General features: G+C 26.5%; 14 protein-coding genes. 5 read left to right on the top strand and 9 right to left on the bottom strand.

Features of this window, described 5'->3' with window-relative positions; genetic code table 11:
• Window positions 1-327: 327 nt before the first annotated feature.
• Window positions 328-933 (bottom strand): hypothetical protein, encoded by a 606-nt coding sequence (locus tag JWF52_RS05205; RefSeq protein WP_208332280.1) that lies wholly within the window; start codon window positions 931-933, stop codon window positions 328-330.
• Window positions 934-1,251: 318 nt separating this feature from the next.
• Here JWF52_RS05205 and JWF52_RS05200 point away from each other — a divergent pair, with 318 nt between their 5' ends.
• Genes JWF52_RS05200 through JWF52_RS05190 form a run of 3 tightly spaced genes read left to right on the top strand, consistent with a single transcriptional unit; the run spans window position 1,252 to window position 2,788 of the window.
• Entirely contained in the window at window positions 1,252-1,779 is a 528-nt protein-coding gene (locus JWF52_RS05200) for an RNA polymerase sigma factor (RefSeq protein ID WP_208332279.1), read from the top strand.
• Between the two features lie 14 nt (window positions 1,780-1,793).
• Window positions 1,794-2,114 carry a hypothetical protein gene (locus JWF52_RS05195; RefSeq protein ID WP_208332278.1) on the top strand — a complete coding sequence of 107 codons (321 nt, stop codon included), beginning with the start codon at window positions 1,794-1,796 and terminating at the stop codon, window positions 2,112-2,114.
• Window positions 2,115-2,116: 2 nt separating this feature from the next.
• Window positions 2,117-2,788 (top strand): YbbD-related protein, encoded by a 672-nt coding sequence (locus JWF52_RS05190; RefSeq protein ID WP_208332277.1) that lies wholly within the window; start codon window positions 2,117-2,119, stop codon window positions 2,786-2,788.
• 44 nt (window positions 2,789-2,832) lie between these two features.
• On the opposite strand, the gene JWF52_RS05185 is transcribed toward JWF52_RS05190, so the two are convergent.
• From JWF52_RS05185 to codA, 4 genes are all read right to left on the bottom strand, one after another.
• Complete coding sequence (locus JWF52_RS05185) at window positions 2,833-4,257, bottom strand: DHA2 family efflux MFS transporter permease subunit (protein ID WP_208332276.1); 1,425 nt, start codon at window positions 4,255-4,257, stop codon at window positions 2,833-2,835.
• 117 nt (window positions 4,258-4,374) lie between these two features.
• A complete protein-coding gene (locus JWF52_RS05180; protein WP_208332275.1) occupies window positions 4,375-4,554 on the bottom strand; it encodes a hypothetical protein in 180 nt (59 codons plus the stop codon).
• Window positions 4,521-5,135: a TetR/AcrR family transcriptional regulator gene (locus JWF52_RS05175; protein WP_208332274.1), complete on the bottom strand. Its 615-nt coding sequence runs from the start codon at window positions 5,133-5,135 to the stop codon at window positions 4,521-4,523. The genes JWF52_RS05180 and JWF52_RS05175 overlap by 34 nt, the downstream gene beginning before the upstream one ends.
• Before the next feature lie 193 nt (window positions 5,136-5,328).
• Window positions 5,329-6,591, bottom strand: coding sequence for a cytosine deaminase (codA, locus tag JWF52_RS05170; protein WP_208332273.1), 1,263 nt, complete (start codon window positions 6,589-6,591; stop codon window positions 5,329-5,331).
• Window positions 6,592-6,872: 281 nt separating this feature from the next.
• Here codA and JWF52_RS05165 point away from each other — a divergent pair, with 281 nt between their 5' ends.
• Window positions 6,873-7,628 carry a creatininase gene (locus tag JWF52_RS05165; protein WP_208332272.1) on the top strand — a complete coding sequence of 252 codons (756 nt, stop codon included), beginning with the start codon at window positions 6,873-6,875 and terminating at the stop codon, window positions 7,626-7,628.
• A gap of 28 nt (window positions 7,629-7,656) precedes the next feature.
• Window positions 7,657-8,574: a DMT family transporter gene (locus tag JWF52_RS05160; protein WP_208332271.1), complete on the top strand. Its 918-nt coding sequence runs from the start codon at window positions 7,657-7,659 to the stop codon at window positions 8,572-8,574.
• A gap of 19 nt (window positions 8,575-8,593) precedes the next feature.
• On the opposite strand, the gene JWF52_RS05155 is transcribed toward JWF52_RS05160, so the two are convergent.
• The 4 genes from JWF52_RS05155 to JWF52_RS05140 form a co-directional block, all read right to left on the bottom strand.
• Window positions 8,594-9,805, bottom strand: coding sequence for a PucR family transcriptional regulator (locus tag JWF52_RS05155; protein WP_208332270.1), 1,212 nt, complete (start codon window positions 9,803-9,805; stop codon window positions 8,594-8,596).
• A 123-nt stretch (window positions 9,806-9,928) separates the two neighbouring features.
• Window positions 9,929-11,212, bottom strand: a complete 1,284-nt coding sequence (locus JWF52_RS05150; RefSeq protein ID WP_208332269.1) for a B12-binding domain-containing radical SAM protein — start codon at window positions 11,210-11,212, stop codon at window positions 9,929-9,931.
• Window positions 11,213-11,379: 167 nt separating this feature from the next.
• Complete coding sequence (locus JWF52_RS05145) at window positions 11,380-11,739, bottom strand: hypothetical protein (protein WP_208332268.1); 360 nt, start codon at window positions 11,737-11,739, stop codon at window positions 11,380-11,382.
• Window positions 11,726-13,000: an MFS transporter gene (locus JWF52_RS05140; protein ID WP_208332267.1), complete on the bottom strand. Its 1,275-nt coding sequence runs from the start codon at window positions 12,998-13,000 to the stop codon at window positions 11,726-11,728. The genes JWF52_RS05145 and JWF52_RS05140 overlap by 14 nt, the downstream gene beginning before the upstream one ends.
• Between the last annotated feature and the right edge of the window lie 169 nt (window positions 13,001-13,169).

The raw sequence follows: 13,169 nt of genomic DNA, 5'->3' as shown, positions 1-13,169 counted from the left end.
AATAAGAAAAATTATTATTACTCCGGGTTCTCTACAGTATAAATCAATTTTACTAAAAGTATTAACCTTATAATTTTTTATATTAATTATACTTTTTATAGTATTATATACCATATATACAGAAACCCCAGTAAATAGCATAATAAAAATATATATATTTTTAATCGCATATAATAATCCTATTGATAACGCCATTAATAATGGCATAAAAGAGTTTTTCAAACAAATCATCCTTTCTTAAATAAATATTAATCTTAATACTATCATTAAATTAATATTTATTTATAAAAATGGACTAATATATGTTTTTTATGGATTAAAATAAAACTATATAGCTTTATTTTTATCTAATAACTCTTTAAACTTATCAGTATCATCCTTGTAAACATACAACTTTTTAACAGTTTTACCATCAAAAGTTAAAACTAAATCGCTATATTTTATCCCCCTACCAGATACTTTAAATTCATAGCTTTTTATACTATCAAAACTATATAACTTACCATTTTCTAAAATTAGCCCTTCTTTATATACTATCCCTTTCTTTGAGTCACTCTTCGAATATATAAATACAGTTAAAAAAAATAATATCCATATAAAACCAAATATGCTAAATACAAATGATAGTTGGTCTGAAAAAGAAACTCTAGAAAAATTTTTTACTATATATTTAAAATTTATATCATCGCCTGCAATAATAATAATATAAAAGAACATCCAAATACTATCTAATGCTCCAAATTCTTTGCAATATAAATCAATTTTGCTAGAAACCTTTCTCTTAGAATTTCTTCTAGAAACTATATTTTTTATAGACTCATATAACGAATATATAGTAAACCCAAAAAGTAATACAATAAAAAGATAAATATTTTTTATTATTATAGATAAAATAACTATCCCCATAAATAATAATCTTAAAAATGTACTCACGTAACTCACCTCTTATTAAATGTCGATTATTCTTAATGCTATCATAAAATCAATATCTAGTTATAAAAATGGACTGATATTTAGTTTTTTAGGACTAAAATAAAATTTTTGTATTTATTTTATATAAGTTGATATTGTAGACTTCTATATGAAATACTATGTCTATAGTTTTTCTACTATTTTCCTAATTTTGTAGTTTAATTACTTATATTTATATAAAAATACTAATCTAAAATAATAAATTAACTTTAAATAAAAAAATTTTTATATTTTTTCAAACAAAATAAAACTTCATTCGTATATATATGATGAAAGGAGATGAGGAAAGTTTTTAATATAGAAAGCATGATTTATGTTTATAAAGATGACATTTATAAACTTTGCCTTAAATTAAGCGATAATAAAATTGATGCTGATGATCTTTTCCAAGATACTTGGTTAAAGATATATAATAATTTTCATAAATTAGAAGAACAAAAATCTGTAAAGAACTGGTTATACACCATTTGCATTAATACTTACAGAGACGAATATTCAAAAAAGAAAAGATGGCTAAATGTTATAACAGATTTTTTCGACTCTAAAATTAAACATGAAGTTATGGAAAGCCAAAGCTTAGATATAGATGAAACGGAATCTATTGTATTTAATAGCATTGAAAAGGAAGTAATTCAAAATCTTATAAAGGATTTAGACGAAAAATATAAACTTCCAATAATACTATATTATTATTTAGATTATAGTTATAGCGATATTGCTAATGTTTTAAAAATTCCAATTGGAACTGTAAAATATCGACTTAATAATGGAAAGAAACTACTTAAAGAAAAACTTAAAAGTATTTAACAAGGAGGTACATAATGAAAGATAATGAATTTGATATATTCATTAAAAATAGTTTAATAGATGAAGATGATTTAAAACCAGAAAAGGCTTTAATAGAAACAACTAAAAATTTAATTAAAAAACAAAAAAAGCATGATTTATTGATAAATAAAATTTATGTACTTTGCTTAAGCGTTGTATGTTTATTATTCTCAATTAAAGCAATTAATTTATCTATTCAAAGTGGAAATGTTATTATGAAAAATAGCTTAATTTTCGGTATTTTAGCTACTTTAATTTTGAATTTCGTTTACAGACGTGAAATAATAACTTTTCTTAAAATAAAAGGAGAATAAACATGGATACACTAACTTTAGCCATTGTATTTTACATTTTATATCTTATAACAAAGTTATTAATAACATTTGATGTATATAAAGATGCAAAATCATTAAATTTAAAGCCCTATATTTGGGTCCTAGTCTTAATGTTATGCCCCAATTATATTGGTTTTGTATTTTACTTAATTATTAGGACTATAAAAATTACTAAGACAGTTGATGAAATGGAGAAAAATATAAATATGAAAAATTTTAAAATACCAGTTTTATTAGTCATATCAATTTTACTTCTTGGAAATGCTTATTATTTCTTGGGTAATTTCTTTAGTGATGTATCTAGCTCTAAGTTTAACAGCTACCAAGATGCAAAAACTACAATTGAACATGGTTGGATTCCAGATAATATTCCAACTACTGCAAAAGAAATTTATGAAGTACATAACTTAGATACAAATATAGGTAATGGTACTTTTAAATTATCTGAAACTGAAGCTAAAAAATTCGTTTCAACATTAAATCCAATTAAAAAAGATGCAGTACTAAAGATGCAAAGTATTGAGAAAAAATGGTGGAACAAAGAAGAAATTAAAAATGATATTGAAAGTAATAAAGTAATATTAGGAGAAAAAGATGATTTTATTTATGCAGTTAATCCAAATGGTACTGTATATTTCTGGTTAAAAAAATAAATCTGTAAGGACAGTTATTAAAATTAACTGTCCTTACAGATTTTTTAATTTAATACAGATTCTTTACAATCTATATCTTTATCATTTTTATCTTTATCTTTTACATAAATTAATGATATTACTAACCCTACTAATATTATAACTGTTGCTATTTTGAACGATGTATTCATACCCTCTATTTCTGCTAAGGCTTTTGATGTACTTAGGCTCTGTTTTGTAACTGTAGTCATTACAGTTATAAGTATAGATGAACCTATAGCACCAGATACTTGACGTACAGTGGAATTTATAGCACTACCATGTGATATTTCTTCTTGCTTTAGTGAATTTAATCCCCATGTTGTAACTGGCATTAATAAAAGTGTTATTCCTATCATTCTTATTGCATACATAATTGTTAAAATTGATATTGATTTAGTTGTTGTTAATGTAGAAAGTTCAAATGTCCCTAATCCTAATAACAAACAACCTAATATAGCTAACACTCTAAATCCATACTTATCTAGTATATTACCTGCAATAGGACTTAAAATTATCATTGCGATAGAACCTGGTAGCATTATTATTCCTGGCACCATAGCAGACATATCTCTTACTGATTGTATATATATAGATATAATAATAGAAGCAGATGTCATAGCTGTATATACTATTATAATTAATACTGTACTTATTACAAAATTACGACTTTTAAATACTCTAAGTTCTAATAACGGCTCTTGTACTTTTAATTGTCTTCTTACAAATAACACAAGTGATACGATACCTATAATTAGTGGAATATATGTTAATGGGCTGATTATAGAATAAGCACCTATATTAGATACTCCAACTAAAATACCTCCAAATCCCAAAGTAGATAAAATTAATGATACGATTTCAAGCTTAGATTTTTTAACTTCCATTATACTTCTTAAGAATAAAAATGCTAATACTATATTAGCTAATGTAATAAAAGCTAATATATAAAATATTACTCTCCATCCTAAATTATCGATTATATATCCTGCTGCTAATGGCCCTATAGCTGGTGCTACTCCTATTACAAATCCATAAATACCCATTGCCTTACCACGCTCTTCTTTTGGGTATAGATTAATCATAGCAACTTGAACCGATTGCATTATTATACCAGCACCAACAGCTTGAAGTACTCTAGATACTATCATAATCCCAAAGTTCTTAGCAAATATAGATATTATACACCCTACTAAGAATAAAGACATTGATGTAATAAATAAGTTTTTGATAGAAAACCTATTTATTAAATAAGCTGTTGAAGGAATCATAATGCCTAAAACAAGCAGATAAACCGTTGTTAGCCATTGTGCTGTACCTGCGTCTACACTAAAAGTACACATTATACTTGGTAATGCTGATGTTAATACAGTTTGAGTGAGTGATGTTATTAGAGACCCCATCATTAATACTAATATAATAAGATTTCTAGTTTTTTTATTATCTATCATTGCTGTCGTCCCCTAACTGATACTTTATACTTTTTAATTCATTTACTTCTCTCTTTAACGATTCTTCTTTTTCTAGATATGCTATCATTGCATCCATCATTAATGAATTATAATTTTTTAATTCATACTCTTTTCCAATGTTAAAATAGCTTCATTAAATTTTCTATTTAATCCATTATTTTCTATCCTATTTTTAATATCTTTAATTACTTTTAAAAATCTTTCATGTAAATCTAACTCTATTTTTAATTCACTATCTATTCCTACTGTAAAAAAATATTTTCTTTTATAGTACATTTATTATTTTTTAAATTTTCTACATTTAAATCTATCTGCTTTAAAGTAAAGTCAAATATATAATCTTTATCTAATTCTTTTTTGTTTAAACGATAAATTAAGTTAAATTCATGAGTTATACTATCAATTACAAATATAAGTTCCCATATAAATGGCTTAATCTCTTCTCCATATATCTCAATTAAGCTATCATAGTATACTTTTACTAATTTAGATTTAATTATATTTTTTATTTCTTCAACTGGCTTTCCATTTATCGCTGAAAATGATCCTAAAATGTATAAATTAAAATACCTATTTGATTCTAAATATTCTAATACAATATTTATTTTTGACTTTAATTTTTCTTTAGGTGTTTTTTGAATATCTTCATCTATTAATCTAGATTTACTAAGAAATTTATCACTTGAATAGCGTAAGATCTCCTCTACTAGGTTTTCTTTAGTAGAAAAGTATTTATAAAATGTTGATTTTGATATTTTACATTCTTTTACTATATCATCAATTGAAGTATATTTGACACCATAACTATTAAAACATTTTTGTGCTACATTCATTATTAATTCTTGCTTTATATCCATTATAAACCTCCAAAATAACTTTACAAAACTGACAAGTACTATCGAGTACTAACCAGTACTCAGTGGTACTTGTTAAGTATACAGTACATTTTTTCTTTAGTCAATTACATAATATTAGCATTTCAAGATAATAAAAGATTAATAATTAAAAAGGACTAAGCCAATACTGACTTAATCCTTTTTAATATGGTAACTATTTTAATAATGAAATTTTTGTATTAATTACTTCTGGCTCTCTTTTAAATAAGAATTCACCTTTTCTAACAGAACAATTAACTCCAACTCTTTCTAGTATTGCATCAAATTCATTTTTTGCATTTAATACTATAAAGTTGGCATCTTTACCTTCTGCTATACCATATTTATCTTCTATATGAAGAGTTTTAGCTCCATTTACTGTAATTAAGTCTAGAGCATTTTTAATTTCTTCAAATGACATCATATGGCAAATATGAATTCCTGCATCAAGAATATTCATTAAGTTTCCATTTCCAAGTGGATACCATGGATCTGAAATTGAGTCTTGTGCAAAACAAACATTAATACCTGCATCATTTAATTCTTTAACTCTTGTAAGCCCTCTTCTTTTTGGATATGTATCATATCTTCCTTGTAAATGAATATTTTCAGTTGGGCATGATATAAAGTTAAGTTTCGATAATGCTAAAAGTTTAAATAGCTTAAAAGTATATGCATTATTGTAAGAGCCCATAGCACAAGTGTGACTTGCTGTTGTAAGCTCTCCTATTCCATTCATATAAGCTTCCGCAGCTAATAGTTCAAGGAATCTTGATTGTTCATCATCTGTTTCGTCACAGTGAATATCAATTAACTTGTTATATTTCATAGCAAGTTCTACAGTTTTCTTTACAGATTTTTCTCCCATTTCTCTTGTGAATTCAAAGTGAGGTATAGCTCCTACTACATCAGCACCCATTTTTAATGCTTCTTCTACTAATTTATCCCCATCTTTATATGAATACATTCCCTCTTGAGGAAATGCTATGATTTGTATATCAACAACATCTTTTACTTCTTCTTTTAATTCCATAATCGCTTTTAAACAAGTAAGCTTTGGATCTGTTACATCTACATGTGTTCTAAGATATTGAGTTCCATATAAAATCTCTTTTTTTAGTGCAATTCTAGCTCTGTCTTTTATTTCATCTATTGTCATATTTGATTTTGTCTCAGACCATCTTTGAATTCCTTCAAAAAGAGTTCCTGTTCCATTATTTGCACCAGCCATACGAGCTGTATATACATAATCTAAGTGAATGTGTGGGTCAACATAAGGTGGAACAACTAGATTTCCTTCTAAATCATAAGTCTCTACATCTTTATATTTTTGTGAAAGATTTGGACCTATTTCTTTGTATTTTCCATTTTCAACAAGTAAATCAACTAATGTTTCATTTCCTTTTAATCTAGCATTTTTAAATAATATTACTTTCATTTTAATAATCCCCCTTCTATTATTTTTAGCTATTTTATTAGCGACATTCAAAGTCTAACATGAAAATATACACTAGTCATTGTACTAACCATACAATAAAATTTTAATATGACTGTGCACATAAAGAACATATTTTAGGAGATTTATTTGTATTTTTTGCACATTGTATATAAAATTTTATAAGTATATACTAATTAGTGCGATGACACTTCTTGAAAGTTGAAAGCTCATTGTATAAAATACTTAGAAGAAATTTTTTAATTAAAAAGGGGGACGTTATTATGTACGAAAATGTTAAAATGAGAAACATGACATGGCAAGAATTTGCTAAGAAAAAAGATGATGTAATTATATTACCAATAGGTGCTACAGAGCAACATGGACCTCATCTACCTACTTGTGTAGATGCTGTATTAGCAGAAGAATTTGCTTATCGTATAGCTGAAAAAATTAATGGTGTAGTTGCTCCAACTCTTTCTTATGGTTATAAATCAAAACCATTAAGCGGTGGTGGTCCATTATTCCCAGGAACTATTGACTTAAATGGAGCTACATTACAAGCTTTAGTAATGGATATAATTGATGAATTTGTTCGTGATGGATTTACAAAAATATTTATTTTAAGTGCTCACTTTGAAAATGAAGCATTTATAGTAGAAGCTATGGATTTATGTTCTGCAAAATATGGAGACAAAGTAAAACTTCTTCTTACTAACTGGTGGGATCCAATGTCACCTGATGTAATTGATAAAGTTTTTGATGAAGTACCATTCCCAGGATGGGCTCTAGAACATGCTGCTGTTACAGAAACATCTTTAATGATGTATTTTGCACCAGAACTTGTTAGAGAAGATAAAATATTAGATACAGAAAATGCTAGTCCAGCAACTTACTTTAGATATCCTATAGAAAAAGATATCGTTCCTGAAACTGGAATACTTGCATCAGCTAAATCATCTTCAGCTGCAAGAGGAAAAATAATTGTAGATGATGTCATTCCAAATATATTAAAAATAGTTGAAGAAGCATTCAAATAAATCTTTATAGAAAGAAGTAGGTAAATTTATGAAATTAAAAGGAATATTTCTAACAATGCTATCTTCTATTACCTTTGGTTTTGCCTTTACCTTAGGACCTATGACATATGGTGCTGGAGGAAGCAATCCTGTAACATTAACTTTTTTAAGAAACTTTTTAAGTTTACCCTTTTTATTACTAATAGTTTTATTTTTGAAAATTGATTTAAAAATAACAAAAAATCAACTTAAAAACTTAGTAATATTAGGATTTGTTGGAAATGCAATAACAACATTAATGCTAAATATAGCTTTTGCTCATGTAGATGTAGGAATAGTAACTCCTATACACTTCACTTATCCTATATTTGTAACACTTGGATGTGTACTATTCTTCCATGAAAAACTGAGCAAACAAAAAATTATAGCATTAATTATAGCTATGTGTGGTATAGGATGTTTCTTTATTGAATCATTAAATTCTGCTTCTTTTGATTCATCTACGTTACTTGGATTAATTTTAGCAGTTGCTTCAGGAGCATTTTATGCATTCTATATTATATTTATGGACAAAAGTGGTCTAAAAGGTGAATCTCCATTTAAAATAACATTTTATGTAGCAATTGCTTCAAGTATAGGTATGTTTATCTATGGTATTTTTACTAATGAACTTGTTTTATCTACGCTAACAACTAAATCATGGATTATATCTGCAGTATTTGCATTTTTATGTACAGTTGTTGCCCTATCACTGTTACAAGTTGGTATAAAATATATTGGAGCAAGCGAAGCAGCTGTTATAAGTACTTTTGAACCTATAACAAGTGTAATATTTGGAGTGTTATTGTTAGGTGAAAAGATAACACCTATAAAAATTGTTGCATGTATATTAATTTTTGCAGGAGTCTTAATATTATCTTTTGCAAAAGAAAAAAAATCAGAAACTAAAGAGGAACTGGAAGTTTAAAATTAACCCCTATGTATTATCATAGGGGTTTTTTATTTTGAAGATTAATAAATTCATAAATTAATATGCTATTAAAAAGTTCTAAATCTATCATTGCATCATCTAAATCTATTTTTAAAAGATCTTTGATTGTTGACAATCTGTAAATCAATGTATTTCTATGAATAAAAAGCTCTTGGGAAGTCTTTAATAAATGTCTATTATTTTGGAAATAACATTTTAAAGTTCCAATTAAATCCATTCCATGATTTTTATCATGCTCTAAAATAGGACCCAAGTTTTCATAACAATATTGCTGAATTTCTTTAATATCAGCCAATTCTACTAGCCATCTAACAATTCCCAATTCCTTATACTTAATAATTTTTGAATCTCTATGGCATATATCAATCATAGACAAAGCTTTAAAAGCTTCTTTGAAACTTTTTTTTATCTCTGAGTTTGTTTCTCTTATACGACTAAAACTTAAGCTAATTTCAACTTCTGAATATTTGGAACTTACAAGATTAAACACCGCTTCAACAGTTTCTAATGACTTATTTCCTTCATTATAATCATTTGAAAATATTAAAAACATCAAGTTATTTGCATATTCCATAGGAATTAAGGTTTGATTTTCTATGTTTAATGCCTCTTCTAATGAATGAATTATATGTTTACTAATTTGCTCTAAATCATAGGAAACATTAGATATATTTTCTATTTTAAATATACATATATAGTGAAAAGGTCTTAATTTTATATTATAAAATTCTGCTAGAGCATGTATATCTTCATGCAACTGGTCTTGTGAAAAAATAATTGATTCAAAAAAATGCTTTGCATTCTTTTTTTCTTCATGTTTTTGTTCTGATTTAAATAAGATTTCTTGTGTAATATCGATTAATTTAATATTCCAAGGCATTATAAATACAGGAAATTTTTCTTCATCTGCCCTATCTAACACATCTTTAGGTATGCTATTTATATCCTTATCATCAATTAAAATTACAATTCCAGAAAGCTTTTTATCAATACATTCTTCTATCAATAACAAAAAGCTATTATCATCCTTTTTTATATCTGTATAAATAACAAATATCAACTCTCCCCCATAAAGCCACTGGGAAATAGATTCTGTCATTCTTACATAAGGCCAAGATATTTCACGGTTTAACCCCTTCTCCCCAGCTAATAGCTTTGCTTTTGAAAAATTTTTAAGTTGAAATAAATCCCTACAACAAAGAGCCATAAAACTATTCCTTCTTTCTTCATTTGTTTTGTTACATTTTGTTAGATAATTATCAATTCTAATTATATTACAAATTTTAAATTGGTACAATTATCCATATAGCCTTAAAAATGAATTAAATAATTATACTGTTTTTCTTATTGAAATCTTGTACCCTAAATTAACTATTAAGTTATATAAAATATTAGCTTTTGATTTGCTTAATCTAGTAATTATTGATTTTAAGGAATAGAAATTTCTTCTAAACCACATATATCCATCAAACAATTCCTCATCACTCATATTCTTGGGTTTAAATGCTACTCTAGTCTTTCCATTATAATATGACCAATCATCAGTTAATAATCTATGTTCTTTTTTTAATTGATAATATAGTGGTGTTTTAGGAAGTGGTGTTAGTATACTAACTGTAACTCCATCAATTCCCAGGAAATTACACATATCTAGAGTTGTTTTAAATACGTCTTTTGTATCAGTATCAAATCCAAATATTATTCCTGCTTGTATACAAATTCCATATTTATGAACAGAATCTATCAACTCTTTATATTTATCTACATTGTTTAATCCCTTATTTACACTCTGTAGAGTTTCTTTTGAAAAAGACTCTAATCCAACAAAGAAATAAATGCATCCAGCTTTTTTAGCTAACTTTAACAATTCCTCATCCTTGCATCTTTCTAAAGTAACCTGAGCTGCCCACTTTTTATTTAATTTACTAAGTTCTTTTAATAATTCTTTTGCATACTCAATATCTCCAAAGAAATTATCATCCCAAAAAACAAAAAACTTACTTTTACTACTTTTGATATCCTCTATTACTTCATTTATTGGTCTTTTCCTAAATGAGTCTTCATATATTTGTTTTAGATTACAATAAGAACAACTATAAGGGCACCCTCTTGTTGCAAAAACAGCACCTTTAGTAAACCATCTTCCTTTTATTAAATCTCTTCTTGGTATTGGAATTTGCTCTAGTGAGGGAGTATCTAAACATCTATATTCACTATCATAATTTCCATAATAAAATTCTTCTAAAAACCTTGGCCAACTATCTTCAGCCTCCCCTATAATTACTACATCACAATGTTCTTTTACTTCCTCTGGTAAAAGAGTTGCATGAGGTCCTCCAAAAACAACTTTACTCCCTTTACTTTTAAATACTTTTGAAATGTTATAACAATGAGGTGCATTTGCAGTATTAACTGTAATTACAACTAAATCATAATACTTTTCAAAAGGTATTTTTTGATTATACTCATCTATTAATGTAATTTCATACTTGCTTTCATCAATAAATGCTGCTAGATATGGCATTGTTATTTGTATAAAATTGTTCATCTGCCTTTTTCTAAACCTATTAATCTCCTTGTTTTCAGGAGTTATCATTAATATACTTTTTTTCATATCTCCTCCAAATAATGCTTTATTACATATGTCTTGTTATAAATTTACTCTTTATTCCATTTGCCGTATCATCATCTTATAATAACATAATTTTTAATAATAAAAACCGTATCACTTATTTGTGATACGGTTTTACATAACTAATCTATTAAACTTAACACTATTGTTTATATATTAAATTTAAATGCAAAACTTTTTCTCATATAAATACATAAAAAATTTAAATACTGTGGAACATATAAGCTTAAGAGCTTATATAAATAATAACTCATAATTGCTGCCACACATACAATTAAAAGGTTAAATATCATATTATTTACTCCTATATTTGCTGGTATGTTTACTGGTATACTAGGAATAAATATCGATAAAACTGCTAAAATAAAGGCTATGAAAAGTGCTAAATTTACTAAACATAATGCTAAAATTACAAGACCAAAAGCCAATACTAAAGGCATTATTATCATTATATTTAGTACTCCAATTATAAAGTTAGCACATGTATATATAAGTTTATTCTCTATCATTGCAGACCTCACCACAAACTTCAACCTTTTTCAGGCTACTAAAAATTTTTTTAGACATAAGTGCTATTACACCAGAAAATAAAGTGGTTACGAATATAATTATATGTGTATCGTTTTTAAGTGCCTCAAATAAATACCCATATATAATTTGCCCAATAGGTGTTGCACACATTGTCATCGCTAAACAAAATGAAATAACTTTTCCTGTAAGATGAGTAGGTGTTTCGCTTTGAATGAAAGTCAATACTTGAATACTAAATAAAGTAGATACAGCCATTATTAAGAAACAACAAGCCGTAACAACAACATAAGAAATCATAGGAGTTACATTAAACATAAGTACAGTACCTATTGGAATAAGAGCTAATATAGCAACTAATAATATTATATGACTATGATAAATCTTAATTTTATTTGCTAAGATCCCTGTCATAATTCCACCACATAGTCCACCAAAGGCTAACATACCTTGAGTTACTCCATAGGCTTGACTAGACATATTTAATATTTGAGTAATTATAACTGGAATACCAATCATTATCAAAGAACTTAAGAATAAGTTAAAACAAAGTATTATACCAATAGTTTTAAAAATTACTGGCTTATCTTTAAATATAAAACTTAAGCTAGTTAGGAAATCTTCTTTTACAATAGAAAAAGCACTAGATGTAGTTTCTTGCTTTGTGTAAGGTATTGTTATAAATATTTCCATAATAGCAGATACAAGGAAACAGATTATACTCGCTATTAATATAGGCATCAATCCATAAAATCCATATAAAATACCACCAATTACAGGACCTAATAAACCTGCAAGTGAGCTAACTTGATTTATAACAGCATTTCCTGGTAATAAATTGTCTCTATCTACTAAAAGTGGAATACTAGCTTGAACAGCTGGTTGATAAGCACCTTGTATTCCATATAAAGCCATCAATGTAACTATTAACATAAATACTAAATTGAAATTTCCAATAGAAAGTGAAAAAACAGTGATTAATAATGCAGTTAGAAAATCTAAGATTACCATAATGTTCCTTTTATTAGCTCTATCTGCAATAATCCCACCAAAAGGAGTTACTGTGATCATAGGAATTAGAGAACACGCAGATACGGCACCAAATAAAGCGGCAGAGTTTGTAGTATCTAAAAGATAAAGTGGTAATGCAAACCTTAAGATTGAATTTCCAAATATAGAAATAATTTGACCTATTACCATTAGAGTAAAATTTTTGTTAAAAAGTTTTGTTTTATTATTCAATTGAACAACCTCCATATATTAATATTATAATTCTTAATTTTAAATACATTCGTTCGGTATGTATAAATATAAAATTAAACTGCCACTTTGGGCAGTAATTTTTAATACAAACTTCTTTAGTTAAAAATATTGTCTAACTAATTTTAAATTTATGCATAAACCACATAAA

Origin of the sequence: Clostridium sp. CCUG 7971 (assembly GCF_017590215.1) — a bacterium.
GTDB lineage: Bacteria > Bacillota > Clostridia > Peptostreptococcales > Peptostreptococcaceae > Faecalimicrobium.
The sequence above is the reverse complement of the archived record's forward strand: the minus strand, read 5'-3'. Positions and strand labels throughout refer to the sequence as shown.